Source organism: Novosphingobium guangzhouense (genome assembly GCF_002896965.1).
GTDB lineage: Bacteria > Pseudomonadota > Alphaproteobacteria > Sphingomonadales > Sphingomonadaceae > Novosphingobium > Novosphingobium guangzhouense.
In genome coordinates, this window is sequence record NZ_LYMM01000066.1 from 1 (window position 1) to 21,318 (window position 21,318).

Annotated in this window: 24 protein-coding genes; 12 read left to right on the forward strand and 12 right to left on the reverse strand. The window is 62.2% G+C overall.

Going from position 1 to position 21,318, the window contains the following annotated elements:
- The first annotated feature begins 294 nt into the window (after positions 1-294).
- Together A8V01_RS22000 and A8V01_RS22005 are read left to right on the forward strand one after the other, a co-directional pair.
- Positions 295-768, forward strand: a complete 474-nt coding sequence (locus A8V01_RS22000) for an Hsp20 family protein (protein ID WP_103098417.1) — start codon at positions 295-297, stop codon at positions 766-768.
- An 83-nt stretch (positions 769-851) separates the two neighbouring features.
- A complete protein-coding gene (locus A8V01_RS22005) occupies positions 852-1,373 on the forward strand; it encodes an Hsp20/alpha crystallin family protein (RefSeq protein ID WP_103098436.1) in 522 nt (173 codons plus the stop codon).
- A gap of 203 nt (positions 1,374-1,576) precedes the next feature.
- Here A8V01_RS22005 and A8V01_RS22015 read toward each other — a convergent pair whose 3' ends face one another.
- The 3 genes from A8V01_RS22015 to A8V01_RS22025 are packed head-to-tail and all read right to left on the reverse strand — an operon-like array spanning position 1,577 to position 2,435.
- Complete coding sequence (locus tag A8V01_RS22015; protein WP_245892766.1) at positions 1,577-1,969, reverse strand: hypothetical protein; 393 nt, start codon at positions 1,967-1,969, stop codon at positions 1,577-1,579.
- Positions 1,933-2,202, reverse strand: coding sequence for an usg protein (locus A8V01_RS22020; protein ID WP_103098420.1), 270 nt, complete (start codon positions 2,200-2,202; stop codon positions 1,933-1,935). Before A8V01_RS22020 ends, A8V01_RS22015 begins: the two co-directional genes overlap by 37 nt.
- On the reverse strand, positions 2,199-2,435 hold the full coding sequence (locus A8V01_RS22025) for a hypothetical protein (RefSeq protein WP_103098421.1): 237 nt from the start codon (positions 2,433-2,435) through the stop codon (positions 2,199-2,201). The genes A8V01_RS22020 and A8V01_RS22025 overlap by 4 nt, the downstream gene beginning before the upstream one ends.
- A 264-nt stretch (positions 2,436-2,699) precedes the next feature.
- On the opposite strand from A8V01_RS22025, the gene groES reads away from it, so the two are divergent.
- Both groES and groL read left to right on the forward strand, forming a co-directional pair.
- A complete protein-coding gene (groES, locus tag A8V01_RS22030; protein ID WP_103098437.1) occupies positions 2,700-3,014 on the forward strand; it encodes a co-chaperone GroES in 315 nt (104 codons plus the stop codon).
- 55 nt (positions 3,015-3,069) lie between these two features.
- Entirely contained in the window at positions 3,070-4,689 is a 1,620-nt protein-coding gene (groL, locus tag A8V01_RS22035; RefSeq protein WP_103098422.1) for a chaperonin GroEL, read from the forward strand.
- A 1,004-nt stretch (positions 4,690-5,693) separates the two neighbouring features.
- On the opposite strand, the gene A8V01_RS22045 is transcribed toward groL, so the two are convergent.
- The 3 genes from A8V01_RS22045 to A8V01_RS22055 all read right to left on the reverse strand — a co-directional run bounded on the left by A8V01_RS22045 (position 5,694) and on the right by A8V01_RS22055 (position 8,137).
- Positions 5,694-6,248, reverse strand: coding sequence for a lytic transglycosylase domain-containing protein (locus A8V01_RS22045; RefSeq protein ID WP_245892767.1), 555 nt, complete (start codon positions 6,246-6,248; stop codon positions 5,694-5,696).
- Complete coding sequence (locus tag A8V01_RS22050; RefSeq protein ID WP_170066029.1) at positions 6,238-7,563, reverse strand: hypothetical protein; 1,326 nt, start codon at positions 7,561-7,563, stop codon at positions 6,238-6,240. Before A8V01_RS22050 ends, A8V01_RS22045 begins: the two co-directional genes overlap by 11 nt.
- 82 nt (positions 7,564-7,645) lie before the next feature.
- Entirely contained in the window at positions 7,646-8,137 is a 492-nt protein-coding gene (locus A8V01_RS22055; protein ID WP_103098424.1) for a DUF736 domain-containing protein, read from the reverse strand.
- A 793-nt stretch (positions 8,138-8,930) separates the two neighbouring features.
- Between A8V01_RS22055 and A8V01_RS22060 the strand changes: the two genes are divergently transcribed.
- Entirely contained in the window at positions 8,931-9,113 is a 183-nt protein-coding gene (locus A8V01_RS22060; RefSeq protein WP_103098425.1) for a hypothetical protein, read from the forward strand.
- A gap of 199 nt (positions 9,114-9,312) precedes the next feature.
- Here the strand turns inward: A8V01_RS22060 and A8V01_RS22065 are convergent, their stop codons facing one another.
- On the reverse strand, positions 9,313-9,996 hold the full coding sequence (locus tag A8V01_RS22065) for a hypothetical protein (protein ID WP_146037350.1): 684 nt from the start codon (positions 9,994-9,996) through the stop codon (positions 9,313-9,315).
- Positions 9,997-10,072: 76 nt separating this feature from the next.
- Between A8V01_RS22065 and A8V01_RS22070 the strand changes: the two genes are divergently transcribed.
- From A8V01_RS22070 to A8V01_RS22095, 6 genes are all read left to right on the forward strand, one after another.
- Positions 10,073-10,318 carry a hypothetical protein gene (locus A8V01_RS22070; RefSeq protein ID WP_103098427.1) on the forward strand — a complete coding sequence of 82 codons (246 nt, stop codon included), beginning with the start codon at positions 10,073-10,075 and terminating at the stop codon, positions 10,316-10,318.
- A gap of 26 nt (positions 10,319-10,344) precedes the next feature.
- Positions 10,345-11,733 (forward strand): His-Xaa-Ser system radical SAM maturase HxsB, encoded by a 1,389-nt coding sequence (gene hxsB, locus A8V01_RS22075; protein WP_245892768.1) that lies wholly within the window; start codon positions 10,345-10,347, stop codon positions 11,731-11,733.
- On the forward strand, positions 11,730-12,851 hold the full coding sequence (gene hxsC, locus A8V01_RS22080) for a His-Xaa-Ser system radical SAM maturase HxsC (RefSeq protein WP_103098429.1): 1,122 nt from the start codon (positions 11,730-11,732) through the stop codon (positions 12,849-12,851). The genes hxsB and hxsC overlap by 4 nt, the downstream gene beginning before the upstream one ends.
- On the forward strand, positions 12,848-13,504 hold the full coding sequence (locus A8V01_RS22085) for a peptidoglycan-binding protein (protein ID WP_103098430.1): 657 nt from the start codon (positions 12,848-12,850) through the stop codon (positions 13,502-13,504). The genes hxsC and A8V01_RS22085 overlap by 4 nt, the downstream gene beginning before the upstream one ends.
- Before the next feature lie 403 nt (positions 13,505-13,907).
- A complete protein-coding gene (locus A8V01_RS22090; protein WP_245892769.1) occupies positions 13,908-14,543 on the forward strand; it encodes a hypothetical protein in 636 nt (211 codons plus the stop codon).
- A gap of 12 nt (positions 14,544-14,555) precedes the next feature.
- Positions 14,556-15,491, forward strand: coding sequence for a nucleotidyl transferase AbiEii/AbiGii toxin family protein (locus A8V01_RS22095; protein ID WP_103098432.1), 936 nt, complete (start codon positions 14,556-14,558; stop codon positions 15,489-15,491).
- Positions 15,492-15,894: 403 nt separating this feature from the next.
- Here A8V01_RS22095 and A8V01_RS22100 read toward each other — a convergent pair whose 3' ends face one another.
- Positions 15,895-16,515 carry a plasmid pRiA4b ORF-3 family protein gene (locus tag A8V01_RS22100; RefSeq protein ID WP_211295112.1) on the reverse strand — a complete coding sequence of 207 codons (621 nt, stop codon included), beginning with the start codon at positions 16,513-16,515 and terminating at the stop codon, positions 15,895-15,897.
- 215 nt (positions 16,516-16,730) lie between these two features.
- Positions 16,731-17,204 carry an Hsp20 family protein gene (locus A8V01_RS22105; protein ID WP_103098433.1) on the reverse strand — a complete coding sequence of 158 codons (474 nt, stop codon included), beginning with the start codon at positions 17,202-17,204 and terminating at the stop codon, positions 16,731-16,733.
- 261 nt (positions 17,205-17,465) lie between these two features.
- Here A8V01_RS22105 and A8V01_RS22110 point away from each other — a divergent pair, with 261 nt between their 5' ends.
- Positions 17,466-17,696: a hypothetical protein gene (locus A8V01_RS22110; protein WP_103098434.1), complete on the forward strand. Its 231-nt coding sequence runs from the start codon at positions 17,466-17,468 to the stop codon at positions 17,694-17,696.
- A 326-nt stretch (positions 17,697-18,022) separates the two neighbouring features.
- Here A8V01_RS22110 and A8V01_RS22115 read toward each other — a convergent pair whose 3' ends face one another.
- The 3 genes from A8V01_RS22115 to istA all read right to left on the reverse strand — a co-directional run bounded on the left by A8V01_RS22115 (position 18,023) and on the right by istA (position 21,204).
- Complete coding sequence (locus A8V01_RS22115) at positions 18,023-18,523, reverse strand: ferritin-like domain-containing protein (protein ID WP_245892770.1); 501 nt, start codon at positions 18,521-18,523, stop codon at positions 18,023-18,025.
- A 438-nt stretch (positions 18,524-18,961) separates the two neighbouring features.
- Positions 18,962-19,693, reverse strand: coding sequence for an IS21-like element helper ATPase IstB (gene istB / locus A8V01_RS22120; protein WP_281256525.1), 732 nt, complete (start codon positions 19,691-19,693; stop codon positions 18,962-18,964).
- Positions 19,693-21,204 (reverse strand): IS21 family transposase, encoded by a 1,512-nt coding sequence (gene istA, locus A8V01_RS22125; RefSeq protein WP_103098435.1) that lies wholly within the window; start codon positions 21,202-21,204, stop codon positions 19,693-19,695. Before istA ends, istB begins: the two co-directional genes overlap by 1 nt.
- Positions 21,205-21,318 lie beyond the last annotated feature (114 nt).

Consider the following 21,318-nt stretch of genomic DNA (forward strand, 5'->3'; position numbering starts at 1 on the left):
CACCATCGTGCACCCCGCCAAAGCGATCCTGTGCGAGAACATGAATCATAGCCGATTCCGTCGCAGCAATACCGCTGCGACCAGTGGAATCTGGCGTCGGACCACTTGTGGGTAATTGAAAGGTTCCGTCGGCGCTTACGTCATTTGCGCGGAGGGAGGTCTTGAACTGCAAAAATTCCCTTCCTAAGTCTCACTTGCCGGGCGCCGCTGTTCGGGTCCGGTGGACATCGAGGGCGCCAGCTCTCCTGTACTGGCGCAACTCATGTCCAGATCGCTTCTTTGGAGGATTTGGAAATGAGAACTGCATTCGACTTTACGCCTTATCGGCGTTCGACGGTCGGCTTCGACCGCTTGTTCAACCTGCTCGAGGCAGGCGCACGCGATGAAGATGGCTATCCGCCCTTCGACATTGTGAAAGAAGGTGACGACAGCTATCGCATTACGCTGGCGGTTGCTGGCTTCCGCCCCGAGGAGATCGAGGTGGTGGCTCAGCAGAACCTGCTCACGGTCACCGGTAAGCGTGCCGAAGACAACGATCAGGGCGAGTATCTGCATCGCGGCATTGCCACACGCGCATTCGAGCGGCGCTTCCAGCTTGCCGACTTCGTGGAAGCCGGGGATGCCCGTTTCGAGAACGGCCTACTGAGCATCGCGCTCAAGCGCGTTGTCCCCGAGGCAATGAAGCCGCGCCGGATCGAGATCAACGGTAGCAAAGCTGCCCCGGATCAGATCGAGGCGCCCAGGGATGAGGTCCGCGAAGCGGCCTGATCCCGGTTCAATAGGTCTGCCGGCGCCGTTTCAAGCGGGCCGGCAGGCCGTGCCTCTTCCAGCCAGAAAAGGAGATGACCATCATGGCTTTTCGTGATCTCATTCCCTGGAGCCGGCAGGAAAACCGGCTCCCCGTCCCGGTCAGCGCCGAGCGCGGCCGCGACAATGATACTCACCCATTGCTCTCGCTCCACCGCGAGATGAACCGGCTGTTCGACGACGTCTTCCGAGGCTTCGGTGTGCCCCCACTGGCCGGCTTCGACCGCGCTGCCGGCTGGCCCCATGTCGAGCTCGGCGAGACCGACAGGGAGATCCGCGTCACAGCGGAACTGCCGGGTCTCGACGAGAAGGACGTCGAAATTACCGTCGAAGACGGGGCGCTGACGCTTCGCGGCGAGAAGCGCTCCGAAGTCGAAGACAAGGATCGTGGCTATACCGAGCGCAGCTACGGCCGCTTTGAACGCCGTATCGGACTGCCCCAGGGCATCGACCGTGACCACGCCGCCGCAACCTTCCGGAACGGCGTGCTGACGGTCACCCTGCCGAAGACGGATGCGGCGAACGAAAATGTCCGCCGCATCCCCGTCAATGGCAAGGCGGCCTGACGATCTGGCCCGGGACTTCGGTTCCGGGCCATTCGCCAACGATAATCGCGCTGTGCCATGCGCGTCGAGCGCGCTACCGGAAGCCTATCGGCCGCCGTGTTCGTCATGGGCCGCATCTCCGGCGTGCTTCTCGCCGGCCTCGCTGTCCAGTTCGTTTTCGACGGTCTCGCGACCGCGCCGTTCCTGACCGGTGGAATCCGCCGCTATGCGGCCTCGTCCAATACCCGAAAAACTCGATCGAGCATCGCGGCGTTGGAAGCGGCCTTGGGCAGTTCGCGGCGGGCGAAGCGTTGAAGCGGCGCGAGGTCCCGTCGCGGCAGCCGCAGCTTTATCAGGCTCTGCCCCAACGCATCGCGCGGGATGCGCTGCGCTGCCTTGCCGGAACGCAGGAAATGATCGAGGAGCCGCTTGCGGTCGGCAAAGGTCCAGCCCAGCGTCTCAAGCTCATCAGGCGGCACTGACAGCAGCGCGAGCGCAAATCCCATGATGTCGTCGAAGGCAAGGGTGAGGCGGACCGTCCGTCCGCCTCGCCGGCGCCAGCGCTCGCCATGACCGCCTATCATGGGAGCGGGATTATGCCATCGACCGCGCGCCATTCGGTAGGTCCGATCAGCCGGCCATGGGCGATCCGGACCGAATGGAGCGCAGCCTCGATCTCGCGTCGCCAATGGTCGAGGAAATCGAACAGCATAGGGAAGTCGGGCGCAAGATCATATTCCTGCCATATGAACAGCTGGAGAAGCGACGGCGCATCGGGCCGGTAATAATGGATTTCGGCGGTGGTGAGACTGTAGCCCTCCAGCTGCGCGATGAAGTCGCGATCACTCATTGCAGCGGTCGGCCGTCAGTCCGCTGCTCATCGAGCGATCGCATGGCGGCGAAGACCTCATCGATCGGAACGGCGCGCTTGGCGCCGGGCGGCTTTCGCATCGCCGGCTGGTCCTTCACCGCGGAGCGATCGGACGCCCAGGATGCGAGAATGGCGCGTTTGACTTCCGGCTCAAGGCTCGGATGGTGCGCAACGTCGAAGGGGTGCAAGAAATGGGAAAATGGCTGCGACATGGCCGTGGCTCCTTTCCTTGTGTCGCTCCTTTCTCATGCGCGCAGTGCCGCACGCGGCTCAAGATTTTGGACCTGATCCGAGTCGCGTCAAGAGGGATGATGTCATCGCTCAGAATGGCCGGTCTGGCACTCGGAGGAGATGAGTGCCAAAAAATTCCGTTCGCCCTCTTGACCCAAAAAATCTCATTTCCTAGTTCACGCGAACCTGTCGTTCAGATGAACGGCAGGGACATCACAACCTGTTTTGCATCTGGAGGTTTTGCCATGCATTTCCGCCCCTTGCACGACCGTGTGGTCGTCCGTCGCATCGAAACCGAGGAGAAGACCTCGGGCGGCATCATCATCCCTGACACTGCCAAAGAAAAGCCGCAGGAAGGCGAAGTCGTCGCCGTCGGACCCGGCACCCGCGACGACAGCGGCCAGTTGGTCGAGCTCTCTGTCAAAGCCGGGGATCGCATCCTGTTCGGCAAATGGTCGGGCACCGAGGTCAAGATCGACGGCGAGGACCTTCTCATCATGAAGGAGAGCGACATCCTTGGCGTGATCGACAACGTCGTGCCTCTCAAGCAGGCGGCCTGATCGGTCGTCCTTATCCCTCGAACATTCAGGAAGGAAAGAGAAAGGAGTAGCAGCGATGGCTGCCAAGGAAGTGAAGTTTGCGTCGGACGCGCGCGACCGTATGCTGCGCGGCGTCGATACGCTGGCCAACGCCGTGAAGGTGACGCTCGGTCCCAAGGGCCGCAATGTCGTCATCGATAAGTCGTTCGGGGCGCCCCGCATCACCAAGGACGGCGTCACCGTCGCCAAGGAAATCGAGCTTGCCGACAAGTTCGAGAATATGGGCGCGCAGATGCTGCGCGAGGTGGCGAACAAGCAGAACGACAAGGCGGGCGACGGCACTACAACCGCCACCGTACTCGCCCAGGCGATCGTGCGTGAGGGCTCGAAGGCTGTCGCCGCCGGCATGAACCCGATGGATGTCAAGCGCGGCATCGATCTCGCGGTGGGCGCGGTCGTCAAGGATCTCAAAAACCACGCCAAAAAGGTCGGCGCCAACAGCGAGATCGCGCAGGTTGCCACCATCTCGGCCAACGGCGACGGGGAGGTCGGTCGCATCCTCGCCGAGGCGATGGAGAAGGTCGGCAACGAGGGCGTGATCACGGTCGAGGAGGCCAAGAGTCTTGAGACCGAGCTCGAGACGGTCGAGGGCATGCAGTTCGACCGTGGCTATCTGTCGCCCTACTTCATCACCAATGCCGAAAAGCTCAAGGTCGAGCTCGACGATCCCTACATCCTGATCCACGAGAAGAAGCTTTCTAACCTTCAGGCGCTCGTGCCCCTGCTCGAGAAGGTCGTCCAGTCCGGTCGGCCGCTGCTGATCATCGCCGAGGACGTCGAGGGCGAGGCGCTCGCGACGCTCGTCGTCAACAAGCTGCGCGGCGGGCTCAAGATAGCGGCGGTAAAGGCGCCGGGCTTCGGCGATCGCCGCAAGGCGATGCTCGAGGATATCGCCATCCTGACGGGCGGCAACGTTGTTTCCGAGGATCTCGGCATCAAGCTCGAGAATGTCACTATCAACATGCTGGGCCGCGCCAAGAAGGTGACGATCGACAAGGACAACACGACAATCATCGACGGTGTAGGCCAGAAGGACGATATCGATGGTCGCGTCGCGCAGCTGCGCCAGCAGATCGAGACCACCACGTCCGATTATGACCGCGAGAAGATGCAGGAGCGCGTGGCGAAGCTCGCCGGCGGTGTCGCAGTGATCCGCGTCGGCGGCGCGACCGAGGTCGAGGTAAAGGAGAAGAAAGACCGTGTCGACGACGCGCTCCATGCGACGCGCGCCGCGGTGGAGGAAGGCATCCTGCCGGGGGGCGGCATCGCACTGCTCCGTGCGATCAAGGCGCTCGATGGGCTTAAAGCTGCCAATGACGACCAGCAGTCCGGCATCGACATCATCCGCCGGGCGCTGCGCGCGCCGGCACGGCAGATCGCCGAGAATGCCGGCGAGGATGGCGCCTATATCGTCGGCAAGCTGCTCGAAAGCTCCGACTATAATTGGGGCTTCAATGCGGCCACCGCTGAGTATCAGGACCTCGTCGAGGCGGGTGTCATCGATCCGGCAAAGGTGGTGCGAACGGCCCTGCAGGACGCGGCATCCGTTGCATCGCTCCTCATCACCACCGAGGCGTTAATCGCCGAGGTGCCGAAGGAGGATAAGGCTGCGCCGATGCCGGCGATGGACTACTGATCTTGAAGAAATCGGGAGCGTGGCACCAGATGCGGCGCTCCCGACTGCGGCAGGCATTCAAACAGCAATATACTGGGTCCTGACAAAGGGGAGAGTCCAAAGCGTGGCATGCGACCGGCAACCCTGTTAACGGAGGGTAGATCCGAACGCGGGCAATCGTCACGCAGCAGAAAACAGGCCGATCCGGTCAATTCGAATTGCTGCAAGATGCTCGGGTCAACCCACTGGGTTGGCGTGGCAAATCTCATCCCTCACGATTCCAGTCAGCGCAGCACCAAGCAAACCTGCCGAGATAGAAACTGCTGAGCGTATCCTAACGCCTTTATCGGCTGCCACGTCGGACTGCCCGACTCTCAGGCATCGGGAACGGCAACTTGCTTTAATAGAAGGTCGCGAGGTGAGCCCTCTACGACGAACTCGCTGTCCGGATGGCCAGCATATCGCACTACTGTCGACCGGTCATTACCGCTAAGGCTGACAACCTGGTCTAGGTTCACCAGTATTGTAGTTCCCTCAGGGCTTCCGAACGGCTTGCACTCTACCCACTTTACCATGCCGCCTCCATGCTTTCTGCAAAACACGGAGGATGAAAAGCGCAGAGGCGCCAGTAGATCCATTATCGCCGGTGGGCGCGTCGCTAAAATTGGCAATAGATTGCGTTAATCGAGCAGCGCTTGATAAGCGCACTCCACAATCGCCCCGATAGGGTTCGCCATGAGCTTGAGCATGCCAGGCAACATCCACCAACATCTGAAGCTTAATGGCAACGCGGCGGCACATCATCTGTCGGAGAGCGGCTATGCCGGTGTTCGATCCGCGATGCGCTCAACCATAATAGCCGGTTTCTTCCAAATCGGTCGTTTGCGAAGTCCCCACGGAACGGCTTTGGTCGGCAGGCGACGCTGCGTGAACGGCAGTTGTCTCTGTACCTACGCTCCTAACGCGAAATTCGCCTATCGGCCAAGGGGGGCCATTACGCGCCCCACGCGTCCGGTCGGAACGCCTCATCTAGTTCGCTTCGTCGGTTTCAATTCGATTAGGTGACTTCCAGGTGGGAACACCGCTCTGCCAAATCTGGAAACCAGGCGGTGCGCTACACTTTTCCGGTATCGAAGCTGCCTCTCGCGTGTGGGGCTATGATATACACCTACAGCTTCCCAGTAGTCCTGGGTTACTCGGAGCCCGGACAAAAAGATCCACCGCGCCGCCTGCACATTAAAGCACGCATCGTTTATCAGCCACCTGCGAACCTCCGTCGGCGGGCGTCCCGTCAGCTTTGAGAGCTTCGGCACCCAGAAGCTGTTGACCTGCAGTGGGCCAAGGTCGTGGCTGCCGTTGCCGTTCTGGACCTCCGCACCAATCCAGCCACCCTCCTGATCCCGCAGCCCCCACAGGGTCTTTTCGAGCCAAGCGCGACCGCCGGCAGCATTTCGAATACACACGGCGAGATGAGCTTCATGCTTGGGCGACGATCTAACTTCCGCCCTGGCCGGTTGGAAAGCCAGAGCGAGGATCGCCATCAGCACCAGCCACGCGAACTGCAGGCGGTTAGCGGTCATGACCGCCTCCATGCTCCGCCCCGTCTGATGCGGCTCGTTGTGGCAGGGGTGTCGATGGAGCCTGCACACGACCAGCGTCTCGGCCGTCGCCTACTCGATCGACGCCGCCGCGGGCGCGTTCAAGCAGGCTGGAGAGCCAATGGTCCAGAGATCTTGCGGCGGCCTGAGCACGATCGGCAAAATAGCGCGCAAGGCTATCTCTGGGAGGTGCTGACCGCTCCGCCTGCTCGGCTAGAAACTGATCTTTTCGTGCGTCCCGCTGAGCGCGTTGCGCCTCGCGAAGTCGGTCCCAACGCTTTCCATGTTTTGCTGTTCGCCCTTTGACGCTGTCCCGCTCGATGCGGCCCAATCCCTGAAGCGAGGATGTCTTTTCGCCGGATCGGGTCCTGAGCCGATCAACAAGTCGCTCCCGATCCTCCGTCCAGAGCCGCGCCCCGAAGCGGGCCCGCGTGATCGCAGTATAGTAGTTTTGGCCGGTGACGAGTGGCGAGTTGACGGGCGCCAGGACATAGACGTGATCGTAGGTCTTGGATTGGGAAGAGTAGACGGTTTCGCCGTAGCCGTGGTCCCAGGTTTTGTGCTGAGACAGGTCGATCTCCTGGCTTCGCCCAGCGCGATCCCATCGGATTGTTGCGACCGGGCCGTCGAGGCGTTCCACCGTGCCGCGCTCGGCGTTCTTGAGGCCAAGCTCCTTGTTGACCAAGCGCCATTGAATACGGTCCCCAGCGGCGAGGTCCCGCTGCTCCTCCTTGAAGACGTTGATTTGAGAGGCACGGCCAAGCCGGGGGTCCCACTGGATGGTCCTGCCATGCTCGTCGACCAGATTGACCGTCTGGCAACCGCGCGCGTCACGCTCGATCCCGATTACCTTGTATTCGGCATCTCGGGCGACGCCGAGGCCGACATTGTCGCGGGAGAACACGACAACCTGGCCTCGGGAGTAGAAGCGCGCGAAGTGCTTCTCCTGGTCCGTCATGCCCGACGTGGACAGGATCGACAGCCGAGCTTCCTCAGCCGCCAGCGCGCCCTCCGTTTTCAGCGCCTCACGAATCCGTGTGTTGACGATGAGACGGGTCGCGTTCTCCAGGACGAGGATGTTGGTCTTCGCGCGCTGCTCGGAGCTCAACCTCGTCCAGTCGGCGACCAGCGCCTTGGCGAGGTCCTCGCTGTTCGGGTCACCGTCAGGCTCGACGATGGACAGCGGGAGCGGATCGCCGAACGAGGCGATAAACTCGGGCGTCGTGGTGAACGTGGCATAGAGTTCCGGCAGGTCGGCAAAACTGCTAACGCCCGGGAGGGCTGTCGGCTTGTTCATGGGAGGGCTCCTGATGACGAGTGACGGTCAAGGGTCCGGGGAAGCGTTCCAGCGCTCCCCCGGACCCGCCTTCGTCTGACGGCTAGAAGGGGATTTCGTCGTCGAGGCTGCGGGTGCCGCCGGTATAGCCGCCGTCCGGTCCTGCGGTGCTGCCACCGGAGAAACCGCCCCCGGTGCGTCCGCCAAACCCTGCGCCCGCACGCCCGCCATTGCCGCGCCCGCCAAAGCCCGCGCCTTGCCCGTCGCGCTCCCGCTCGCGCCGCCATTGGACGTCGAAGCCGTTGGTTTCGTCCCCGAACAAGGCGATGGAAAGCGGTACCTGGAAGCTGGGATCGTCGATCATGCCGGACAGGAACACCTCGTCATTGGCGCGCATCTTGCGTTCCCAGACGACGCCGACCTGGATTTCGTCACCCGCGCGGTTTGTCTCGTAAATCTCGTAGACGGGGGCGGTTTCGCTTTGCCGATCCTCGACGCGGCGCATGATAAGATAGGGAAAACGCAGCTCGCGCGTGGCGATCTTGCCGATGATGTCACTGGCGCGTTCGTCGAACTTGAATGAACCGATCTTCATGACTTGATCCTTTCTCTTGGAGCGTGGCCGCTTCTCTTTCCCGGCCACGCCCTTATTCTACCCCCTCCTCTTCACAACCTCCATGTCATTGATTTCTTGACAGAAAACCCATCGTGCCTGGTGAGCCCGAGCATCCACCGGCCCCACCAGCGGCCCGCAGACGACGAAGGCGCACCGGCCGCCTGCGGCCGGTCCTGCTTGAATGGAAAGGGAGCGCGAACCGGCTGACACGCCATCGCACCCGGAGCCGCCCTCGCAGGTCCGAAGGCGCAGGAGCGGGCTCTTGGACACAACAGGCACGGGAGGGGCCTAGCGAAGCTTGGCGAAAAGGGGCCGGCGCTTCTGCGGACAACAGACAAAAGCCGCCGGCCCCTTTTCACCTAGCGCAGCCTGGCCCCGACGCAACTCGTTGTGTCCGAAACCGGTTCTGCAACGCGCGGATCCTGAGAGGCGGCGAAGGGGGTGATGGCGTGTCTGCTGGCTCCACGATCCGCATCGCGCGTCAGCGCGATTCCCCAGGCGAAGCCTCCATGGCGCCGATCACGCCGCGTGCGCTGACGCCCCGGCAAGGAGCCTGCGCCTCCCAGCAGCCCTGCGGAAGGGATCGTTACGGCGTCAGCCGCCAAGACCCCGCAAGGGGGCCTGGTCGCAGCGAAGCGGAGATAGAGCCCGGTGCCCGCCTGCGGGCATCCGCCCCTCTGTCATGCCCTTCGATCGGATCCACGCCCCTGCCGAACGCCGATATCCACCATGGCTACAAGTGGGCAGCCCGCTGTTTTGGGCAGCTCGGGCCGTGCGCGATATCGCCGATAACGGCGGCATCACGCGCAAGGCCATTGGCCTTGCCATCGGATTACTCGCCGCCTGGGTACCGATCATCGGCTATCTTCCAAAGCAGTCCTGGGACGAGGCCCGTGACTGGGCGGAAGGGTTCGGCCTCAATCCCTCCCTCCGGCGGCAGCGAGCGAAAGCGTGACAGCCAGCCCTCGAGCCGCCCGCACCACCCCGGCCCGTCCGAGCGCTCCGCCGCTGCTTTCACAGGGCGGCAGCTGCGCGAGGCGGGGCCTTTCATCGGACCGGATCAGCGCCCTGCCCCGCCCCGATCACTGCCTCATGGAAGACAGCACAGCACTAACGGCAAACATGAAACGGCGGCAAAGCAGGCCGCCGCCCTTTCACGCGCTCGCTTCCCAGCCTTCCTCGGCGGCGTCGGCCGGGGCTGGCTCAGTCCCTTGGTCGGGCATGGCTGCCGGTGTGGGTGCGGGCGCGGCTACTGCGACTTTTGCGTGCAGATCTTCGAGGCGCAGATCGGAATTATCGGCGCTTTCGCCGGCACTTGAGACGGCGGCAAGATAACGACCGGCGGCGATTTCCTGATCGAAGTAGGTGTACTCGCTTGATGTCGTGTCCGCTTCGGCATCGAGCCGCCCCACCGCGATGGCGTCGAAGGCACCGCACTCGTCGAGGCGCGACCACGAAAATTCATGGGCCAGACCCTCGAAACAGTTCTGGCTGAAAATCATCGCACCGGGCAATTGCTGTGCCCCGTACACGGCCTTGAAATCCTTCGCCGCTGCTCGAACGCTGGTCATTTCGAGAGGCTCGACAGCCGCGGGGGCGACGCTCGCGATGGCCTTGCTGGTTTCCGAGGTGAAACTGGCGGCCGCCACCTGCTGATCGCTTTTGGGGGTGCCGGAGCATTGGGCAATCACGAACAACGCCGCGCCGACGACTGCGACAATAACCCAGCCCGACAGGCCGCCTTTCGGGTTCGATGTACTTGCCCCTGACATCCTGGATCTCTTCAGCCCCACTGGATGGTTGCTATCGGCCTTGCCGCCATCGGATGCAAGTGCCACGTCCGACATCTGTGTCTTGGCACTTGCACCCCACCGGGAATTTTCTAATAGTCCGGCAGTAACAGGGGGCAATCTGATGAATAGCGTATTGTGCCGACCGCACGCGGACGACACGACGGCTCTGCCGGTCGTTCAATCGATCATTGCCCGGTTTCATCCGGAACTGCAGGCGCACATGCATGACGGCGCGCTGATACTGGCCAGTGAAACCGTCAACGAGCAAAAGCTGCGCAGAACCTTTGTGGCCGCGACGCTTACAGCCCGCCTGTCCGCGAACAGCAGCGCTCTTCGCACCGAAGTCTGGAACCGCCTCCTGCGATGACGGTCTCGTGCAGAACAGCGCAGCCGATGAAGGTTCGCGCCCTGGATGAAGGCAGCCTGTTCGTGAACGATACGGGCCGGTTCTTCCTGGCGTCGGACGCATTTGCGCAGCGCCTGCATGACGACGCCCTGTCCCAGGCAGAAACAGACGAACTGCGGCTGCAAGGAAACATCATTGATCCGGACGATGATTTCTCCCTGCACAGTCATGCCTACGGAATTGCAGAAAGGCTCGGCGGCGCGAACTCGCTTGATTATCTGATCCTCGTCCCGACGCTTCGCTGCAATCTGGATTGCAGCTACTGCCAGGTTTCGCGCGCCGGCGTGAACCAGCGCGGCTTCGACTGGAGTGACGAAACCCTTGGCGGTGTTCTGAGGAGCATCGACGAGCTTGCGACCGACAGCATAAAGATCGAGTTCCAGGGCGGCGAGCCCACGCTTCGCCCCGATCTGCTGCGCACGATCATCGAGCGCTGCGAGCGCTTTGCCCACAAGCAGTTCGTCATCTGCACCAATCTTCAGAACCTGTCTGCGGATGTGCTGTCGATTTTCGATCGCGACGACGTCTATATCAGCACCTCGCTCGACGGCAGCATCGCCATGCATCGGATGCAGCGCACCGGCCCGCTGACCGATGCTTTTCTCGACAATCTTTCGTCGCTGACGGCACGGTACGGACCCGGCAAGATATCGGCGCTGCCAACGCTCGACCCCCGCGCGCCGGCGGACATCGACGAGATCATCGACACCTTTAGTGCGTTCGGACTGACCAGCATTTTCCTGCGCCCGATCAACTTCCAGGGGTTCGCGCGCAAACGTCACAAGCAGTCCCGGGAGCAGGACGAGGGCTGGCGCAGCTACTATGAGCGTTTCGTGCGCCGGATCATCGAGCGCAACTGGCTGGACAAGTCCAGCGTGCTCGAGGAATCCTATTTCAGCATCTGCCTCAGGCGTGTCTTTCAGCCTGGTGCCGACCGCCATGTCGATTTGAGGAATCCCAACCCGGTCGGGGTCGACTATGTCGTCATCGACTATGACGGCACCGTCTATCCGACCGACGAGGCCCGCATGCTGGCACGTTCCGGGGTAATCGATCTTTCCATCGGCGATGTCCAGACGGGCTGGAACACGCCGGAGCGCCTCGCCCTCAACGAAGCCTCCACGAACCAGTTCGACCCGAGCTGCACGGTTTGCGCCTACCAGCCGTTTTGCGGCCGGGACCTCATCGATGACCTTGCCCGATATGGCCGCGTCGACATCGAGCGAACCGAGACTGAATTTTGCCGCAAGCATCTGCACATTTTCGATTTCGTATTCGAGCCCATCTACTCGCAGGATCCGGCGGTGCGCTATTCCCTGGCGATGTGGCTTCGCCTGCCCGCCATCCCTGAGCAGCTGGGCGTCCGGATTTCATGATCCCGCTGTCGCTTCAGATCGCCGCCGAGCCGGCAACGCCTTTCGTGACCAGACTGCGGTTGCGTCCAAACGACCACACTGGCCCAAACGATCACATTGGCGAGACCGATCATACTGGCGAGGCAGACGCGCTATTTGTCGAGGATGACGATGGCGGCACCCTCTTCGCGGGCCGGGAGGGGCTGATCTCGATCGACGGCTTTGCGGGCCATCAGCTGAGCGGCGATGTCCTGCTGGTCGATCCGGGGGCCGGGCGCGCCGAACGGCTTTTGCGCAGCGGATCGGCGCACAACACCCTGCTTGTGACCGAACGCTGCGACCAGCTGTGCGTGATGTGCTCGCAGCCGCCCAAGAAGACGCACATCGACCGGTTCGATCACTTCGAGAAAGCCTGCATGCTGGCGGAGCCGGGCAGCGTCATCGGCATTACCGGGGGCGAACCGACCCTGTACAAGCCGCGCCTGCTCGATCTGATCGAGGCCGTGTTGACCGAGCGCGCCGACCTGGAGTTTCATGTCCTCACGAACGGGCAGCATTTCGACCTGGCGGACGTGCCGAGATTGCGCGCGCCCCTCTATCGCCGTGTGAGCTGGGGCATCCCGCTCTATTCCCACGTGCCGGCGACGCACGATTTCATCGTCGGGAAGCAGGGCGCCTTCGATCGCCTGCATGATAGCTTCTCGGCCCTGATGCAGGCAGGCGCCCGTATCGAACTGCGCACAGTGCTGACCTCGACCAATCTGCACGACCTGCCTGCACTCTCGCACTATGTAGCCGCCCGGCTTCGGTTTGTGGAAAGCTGGTCGGTGATGCAGCTGGAAAACATCGGCTTTGCGAAGAACCGGTGGTCCGATCTCTTCGTCGACCATGCTGCGGATTTCACCCCCATATCCCGGGCCATCGACACGTCCCTGCTGCATGGCATCGCCATCCGCTTGTTCAACTTCCCCAGGTGCACCGTACCGCGGGCGTATTGGGCGCTGGCTCCCGCCTCGATTTCTGACTGGAAACGCAAGTATCCGCCGCCCTGCCGGGATTGCCGCGAACGCGACTTGTGCAGCGGCTTTTTCGAGTGGCATCCTGATGAGCAGGCCGGCGTGAGGGTCACGCCTTTATGATTCCGAAGAAATTCCTGATCCCCAGCCTTCTTGCTGCCGGTCTGTTCAAGCCGAGCCCGCTCCAGGCATCGCTTACCGATGCGACATCGACGCCTGTCGACGATCCCAACAATGCCAGGCTTCTGCAGATTTTCAGGCAGGACCATCCGATGCACTTCGCGGATCATCGAAGCCACAGCAGCCACCGCAGCCATAGCTCTCATCGCTCGGGAAGCGGGGGCCATTACAGCCACACCAGTCACACGAGCCACAGGTCCAGCAGCGGCGGCTACGATGCACCGGTTTATTCGCCTCCAATATCGAGCCCCGTCTACACGCCCCCGAAGGATGCCACCGGCTATGACGCCCCCTCCTCGACGGTGCGCCCCAATTCTCTCCTGAACATGCCAAGTTCCGCCGGACCGGATCGCGCCTCGCCGCCCCGCGCGGGCTCGTCCCTGACGATGGAAGGCCGCACCGAGCGGTTCAAGGCCATGGTGCAGCGCGTCCAGATTGGGTTACTCGGGCACGGCGACTATCGCGGCACGATCGACGGCCATGTCGGACCGATGATGCGCAAGGCTCTGCGCAAGTTCCAGACCGCCCATGGCCTTACCGTAACCGGCACCATCACACCGCAGACGCTGGATGCGCTGAAAGTCGCCAGCAGCTAGCGCATCGACCAATCTTCATCAATGCGCCCTGCTTCCGCCGCGACTTCTCGCGGCAACGGAGCATTGATGCCGGATCGGCTAAAAGATCGAAGGCTGAGGCGATGGCGGGGCGCCAGACAGACAGACAGACAGACACACAGGCTCGAGGAGCCCGGAGCCGCGCGCAACGCTGGCGCCCCGCCGCAGGCCGCGAGTATTTTGAGCAGACGGGCCACTCCGGCGCCGGAGTGGTCCGCCATCGCCGGCAAGGCCATGGCAGCCGAACCCTTTTGCGCAAACGGCTATGGGCAAACCCGTTCGATCCGGCCTTGGCGCTGGCCGTCGGCCATTGCCATGCCGAGCAAGATCGACGGGCGCACCGTTATCTCGCCTTTCACAGATAGCTTCGTTGCATGAATTCTCAATGACAATTATTGCAATTCTGGGGACATCGCATTATTTTTTCCTCAGGAAACACGCCATGTCAGCTCTCACCCAACTCAAGCGCCACTTGCGCCCTGGCCAGGTTTACCGCCGCAAGGATCTTGCGCGCTGGTCCAACGCGGTCGATCGTCATCTGCGTCAACTGGTCGACGAAGGGCGCCTCGAGAAAGTCTCGGCAGGGGTCTATATGACGCCGCGCCGGACCCGGTTTGGCGCGGCGCCTGCGAAAACGGAAAAGCTCGTCGAGACCTTCCTGGGAGACGATCGATTTTTGCTGGTCTCGCCAAGTGCGTTCAACAGCCTCGGCGTCGGAACGACGCAGCTTCACAATGAACCGGTGGTCTACAACCGAAAGCGCCACGGCCGGTTCAAGCTCGACGGGCGCATGTATGATTTTCGCATGCGCTCCGGCGTACCCAGGCGACTGTCCCGCGAAGTGCTGCTCGTCGACCTCCTGCACAACCTCGACCGGTTGCCCGAGGACAAGGAGACGGTCCTTCCAAGAGCACTCGCAAAGGCCGGCGAAATGGATCGCAGCCTGCTTGCACGCGCGGTGAAGGACTTCGGCTCGGCGCGTGCCGAGCGGTTGCTCGCGCACATCCTTCAGACAGCGTAGCGACCGAAGGCGATGCTACTGCATGACAGCCCTGACTTTGCCGATCTGCTTGCCGTCGTCGCGCGTGACGAGGCGATTGATCCCGGTCTTGACGAGAAGGACTACTGGGTCATGCATGGCCTGTGGGGCCTGCAGCAGCTCGGCTTCACATTCGAGCTCAAGGGCGGAACCTCGCTATCCAAGGGATACGGCCTGATCCATCGCTTCTCCGAAGATATCGACATCCTCATTCATCCGAGCGGCGACCTCCCGATGGGCAGGAACCAGAACAAGGCTGCCCATGTCGATGCCCGCCGCAGCTTCTACGACGGCTTGCCCGGGCACTTGCGCATCCCTGGCTTTGAAGGTGCTGAACGTGACACCGCATTCGACGATGTCCGCATGCGCAGCGCCGGCATCCGGCTCCATTACCCCAGCACCCATGCCCTTCCCGAAGGAATCAAGGCAGGCATCCTGCTCGAGGCCGGTTTCGATCAGGTAGCGCCGAACCGGCCGTGCCTGATCAGCTCGTGGGCCTATGATCGCGCCGCCGCAGCCGGGCTGCCGGGCCTCGTCGACAATCGCGCGATTGACGTGGCCTGCTACCTCCCCGGCTATACGCTGGTCGAGAAGCTGCAGACAATCTCGACAAAGTTCCGCAAGCATGCCGCCGACAGCAGCATGCCGCAAAACTTCCTGCGCCACTATTACGACGTATATTGCCTGCTGGGCGACCCTGAGGTTCAGGCATTCATCGGCTCGACAGACTACATCGCGCACAAGAACACCCGGTTCCCCGTTGCCGACAACAGGAACATTGCCGAAAACCCCGCCTTCCATCTGAGCGATGCCGATACGCGCGCATTGTTCGAGCGCGCCTACCGGTCGACGCGGGCACTCTATTACCGTGGACAGCCTGAATTTAGCGAGCTCATGCAGAGGATTGGCGACCACGCCGGGCGGCTCTGAGCCCAAAGCGCAGGCTCTTGTGTTGCACGACGAGAACCTCCCGACCCCCGGTCAGTGAAATGCGCTTGGACTGCAAGGGGCCGCGACGGGTAACGAGGTCGCGTTCCGCGCCGGCCCCCTTGCTCCACGCTGTACGCAGCCCAGGCGCCGCGTCAAGGCAGCCCCGTCCTGAGCGGCCTTGCACCGGTTGAAGTATTGCAATCAGAGACAATGTCGACACACGACCCGTTCCGGGGGCCGCAGGCACGTCTGGGGAACGAGCTGGCATCTCGATTTCTCCGCCGCCTTTTCGATGCATGGCAACGCCATGGCCCCAGTCCGGTTCAATCGGGGCGCGGGGCGCCCGAATACGATTGATATCGCATGTGCAACGACAGTCACGGCGTCCGGATGGCGCCGATTATCATGCCTTGTCCTGGCGAAACCTGTAGTTGCCGCGTGCGACGCGCATGGCTTTGTTGATGGCGTCCAGATTGCATTGCTCGGGATGGAATTTTCGACCGGCCCAGCGACGCATGGCCTTGTGATCCTCGTGATCGGGATCCAGCCAGGCGTCCAGGAAGTCTGCATAGCCCCCAGTGCCGCCGACGTCTTCCGGTGGACCCGAGCGTGCACCGGCGACGCATCGCGGATAGTTGACGCCCTCTTCGCGTGGGAGCCTTTCGAGGCGGAGCAGGTGACGCCAGTTGTCCCCAAGGTCGTATTCATAGACGATAGTAAGTGGCTGGCCATCGGGGTCGTAAGGAAAAGCGAAATCGATGAGCCTTAGCTGGGTGGCTTCGAAAATCCGGTTGTCGAACAGCCCGTCCTGATCGAACTCCGGTGCGCCGAATATGAGGCCGCCGACATTGAACTGATGGAGATGGCTGTCGGTCCAGCCAAAGGCGGCCTGAAGCACTTCATGCAGTTCGGCGAAGTTCAGACCCATTGGCAGCTCGAGAGTGCGGGTGATCTTGGGCTCGATCTCCAGGATATGGACCTCGGCGCGTACGATGAAGCTGTCGGAAGCAAAGGGATCGAGCATGTGCCGGAGCATGCCGTGCGCGGTTGACACGGGCAACCGGTGATCGTCTCAATTACGCATCCGCGCGATCGGCGAAATACCTCTGCAATCTCCGTGGGTTGTCACGCATTGCCAAGGTGACATCTCCTTTTCTGGCTGGATGAAAGGCCGAACCTGCCGAACGCCGCGCACCGGGGTGGCCGGAGGCGGCGCCGGCAGGCTGATGCGCGCCAGGATCAGGTCACTTCGCTCGCCTGCTCCTTCAACTCGCCCACTCGCTTGGTGCCGGACGCCCTGCCCCCGATCTCGATCCGACGCGGCTTCATGGCTTCAGGCACGACGCGCGTCAGTTCGATCGTCAGGAGGCCGTGCTCGAAGTTCGCCTTTGCCACCTCGATGAAATCGGCGAGCTGGAAGCGCCGCTCGAAAGCCCGGGTCGTGATACCGCGATGCAGGTATTCGCCCTTGTTGGCGTCACCGACATGCTTTCCGGTCACTGTGAGCAGGTTCTGCTGCGCGACGATTTCGATATCCTCCGGCTTGAAGCCGACGACCGCGACGGTGATGCGAAAATTGTCGTCGTCGAGCCGCTCGATGTCGAAGGGCGGGTAGCCCTCGTCCTCGCGCGCCCCCGCTTCGAGCAGGTTGAACAGTCGGTCGAAGCCTACCGTCGATCGGCGATAGGGGGTAAAATCAAAGGTCGGTCTCATTTCCAAATCCTCCAATGAAGCAATTTGGGCATGGGATGCGCCGGTAACCAAGAGCCGGCGCTCTCGATGTCCAACCGGACCCGATTTGGCGTCCGGTTTCATTGAGCTAATTTTGGTCACGCGGCTTTCAAGGTGTTTCGACCAAGAAAATAAGCAGAGGGGCGGGCACTGCGCTGCCGAGGCGTCAGCAAGCGGGCGGGAACCTGATCTGGCTTCGGAAATTTACCCCGCGATTCAGCCTGAGAAAGGAGGTTTGCGGCAATGGAGTGGAAGTTGGTTCGCGAGGACAGCGGCAGCATCGCGGTGAGGAAGGGCGACCTCGATAGCAAGTTTGCAGCGATGCCCTGGGCGCGGGAATGGCTGGGGAACAATGCCGATCACGACCGCTATCGACTTCAGCCCGAGGGAGACGATAGGGAGATGTTAATGATCCGCACCATTACCGGACAATGGTATGGGATGTTTGTGGGAGCCGAAGCAGGCGCAACTTAACTGGCTGCGCCTTCCGGCGCAATTCTACCTCATAGTTGGAGAACCATTGGCTCCTCATGTCTCAGGGCCGGCAGCTTCACGCAACACAGGTGCCGGGATCAAGCCGCCATTTGCGCCAAAAAATGCTGACGCAGGGCCTTGAACTGAAACCGACGAAGGATCGCCCGCGCGGGGATGCTGACGCTCGCCAACCGGCAGGGTGCACGGCGTCGCTCTTCGTCGTGGCCATACATTCACTTGCCCTCAACAATGAACGACGCAGACGCAGACTGTGCATCGTCGTTGATAGGGCATGAGGCCGCCCGCAAGCAGGCGGCCTCAAGTTATCATGCGATGCTGTGCTTGAGCGCGCTCATTTTATCGTGGCCTTCCTTGACCGAAACGAAAGCCTTTTCCACTACGGGACGTGAAGACGGATCCAGGTCTGCGTCGCGCAAGGCGTCTTCGAACTTGGCCTTGATGTGGTCTTCACCACGCTCGACTTCCTGAATGATCGCTTTGTCGTCCTTGCCGGTAATTGCCTGCTTCAGATCCATGAAGGTCCGGTGAGCGGCAGCCAGAAAGCTGCTGTCGTCTTCCGGGGTTCCGCCCAGTCGGCGAACTTCGGCCTGCAGGTCGGTCGCCGCCGCACTACGGTCCCGGGCGAACTCCGCGAACATCGTGGCGAACTGGGTGCTGTGCGCATCCTTGGCAGCGTCCTGATAGCCCTTCATGCTATCGAGGGTCGTTTTGATCAGGCCGTTGAGCGTGGAGATCGTGCTATCGGTGGTCATGATGTTCTCCTTGTGGGGAAGTGGTTTAACCATCTGCGGGCGAACTTGATCCATTCGGGCGGAAACAACCTGTTGCCCCCGCTTCGACGAACGAAAGGCTGGACGGGACGGGCGCATTTGTCTGGTGCGCACCCATTAACGTGGGTCACCGCCACCGCGTCGGGCACCTTCCATAAGAGCAGCCGCCAGCATGGCATCATCAACCCTCTACGCCTTCGTCGATCCGCCGGTCGCAATTTTCCCGTTTCAAGTTCGGTCGGTCTGCGCCTCGCGTTCAGGTCGACCCGATCGCGCCGTCACAGGAGACCTCGCAGGTCCAATCTCCAGGGAATCCGCCTAGTCTGTCAATCGGCGCGCAAACGGGGACCGGGATCGGCGTGCAATAGGGGACCGGGGTTTGACGGGCGCTTACGCCGTGGCGGGATGGCGGAGGACGTAGCCCGGAGACATCCCGCCACGGCGTAAATCGTCTTCTTTTTCGTGTGGATGGGCTCAGCTTCGATTTTTGAAGCGCCAGCTGTCGTTGCCAGTCTCGATGATATCGCAATGGTGCGTGAGCCGGTCGAGCAGAGCGGTGGTCATCTTGGCGTCACCGAAGACGGTGGGCCATTCGCCGAAGGCGAGGTTGGTGGTGACGATGATCGAAGTGCGTTCATAGAGGCGGCTGATGAGGTGGAACAGCAACTGGCCGCCGGTGCGCGCGAACGGCAGATACCCCAGTTCGTCGAGGATCAGAAGGTCGAGCCGCGAGAGATGTTCGGCGAGCTTGCCGGCCCGGCCCTGGTGGGTCTCCAGTTCGAGCAGGTTCACCAGGTCGGTGGTATTGTAGAACCGGACGCGGGCGTCGCTGCGGATGCAGTTGCGCGCGATGGCAATGCTGAGGTGGGTCTTTCCCGATCCCGTGCCGCCGACCAGGACGACATTGCGCTGGCTGGCGAGGAAGGCGCCAGTGGCAAGGTCGCGAACCAGCCCTTCGTTGATCGGTGTGCCGGTAAACTCGAAGCCGTCGAGTTCGCGGGCAAGCGGCAGCTTGGATGCGGCCATCTGGTACTTGATGGAACGGGCGTGCTTCTCGGCGACCTCGGCCTTCAGCAGGTCGCCAACGACGTGCTGAACGGGATGCCGGCGCTTGAGGGCGTCGGCAATGACCTCATCATAGGCATGACGCATGCCGGCGAGCTTCAACTCGGCCATGAGGCCGATGATCTCATGGCGCTCCATCATCATGCTGCCCTCCGCACGGGCAGCAGGCGATCGTAGCGGCCAGCATCGGCGATGGGCTCGATCTTGAGCTGCAGATGCTCGGGCGTGGCGATGCTGGGCTCCATCGGCGCCGATCGGGACCGGGCCAGAATATTGAGTACGACATCGGCGCTGGTGACCCCTTGGGCCAACGCTTCGGCGGCAGCCGCTTCGAGTGCATCGAGGCCATCGACCGTGGCCGCTGTCAGGATTTTGACCATCTGCCGATCGCCATCGTTGCTGCCCTTCAGCTTGCCACGAAGGCGCTCCAGTGCTGGTGGCAGGGCCAGTTGCTTGAACGGCGCGCCATTCCTCAGCGCACCTGGCTTCTTCGCCAGAACCGGCACGTAGTGCCAAGGATCATAGACGGTCTGCTCACGACCGAAGCGGCGATCGTGTTCGGCGACGATATCGTCGCCCTGGCGGATGACGATGCGGTCGGCATAACCGTGGACTTCGACCGGACGCCCGAGCGCACGCGCCGCCACCGAGTACTTGTTGTAGTCGAACCGCACGAGCAGCGTCTTCGAGACTGAGGCCGCGACCGCGTGGAAGCCGTCGAACGGGACCAACGGCATACGCATCAACGCCGTCTTCTCGTCCTCGAACACGTCGGCGATGGTGCGATCGCGCAGCTCGGGATGGCGATGGACATTGGCGTGTTCCCGGCAGCGGTCGAGCAGCCAGGCATTCAGCTCGTCATAGCTGGCGAAGCGCAGCCGCGGGGTGAAAAAGCGTTCGCGCACCAAGCCGACCTGGTTCTCGACCTGGCCCTTCTCCCACCCCGCCGCCGGCGTGCAGGCGGTTGGTTCGACCAGGTAATGGTTGCACATCTGCAGGAAGCGGCGGTTGAACTTGCGTTCCTTGCCCAGGAACACCGCATCCACCGCGGTGGTCATGTTGTCGTAAATCCCGCGCGTGCAGACGCCGCCGAAGAAGGCGAACGCCCGCGCATGGGCGTCGAACACCATCTCCTGCGTCTCGCGGGGATAGGCTCGCACGAAGAACATCCGGCTATGGCACAGCCGCATATGGGCGACCTTCACCGTCGTCGTCACGCCGGCCAGCACCACGACCTCATGGCTCCAGTCGAACTGGTACGCCTCGCCGGGCTCGAAGCTCAGCGGCACGAAAGCGGTCGCCGTGCGGCCCACTTCCTCGCGCTGCCAGCGGCGGGCATGACGGCGAACCGTATCGTAGCCGCCTTCATATCCCTGCGCCCGCAACGCCTCGAACAACCTGATCAGCGTCAGCCGCTCGCGCCGGGGCTTGCGCTCGTTCTCCGCCAGTAACCGCTCGAGCTCGGTGACGTGGGGCCCGAGCTTGGGCTTCGGCTGAACCGTGCGATCGTAGCTGAACTTGCCGTCCTCGGCCTCGATCGCCTTCCTGACCGTCTTCCTCGAAACATGCAGCCGCCGCGCAATCTCCCGCACCGACTGCCGCTGCACGAAATATGCACGCCTGATCCGTCCAATCGTCTCCACCGTCGTCATCCTCCGCCTCGTCGTCAGCCCCAATTAGCCAACGAACAAAGATGACCCGGGGGTGGTCCCCGATTAGGCGCCGATCACCGAGTCAGGTGGGCACCACTTGCACGCCGAAACACA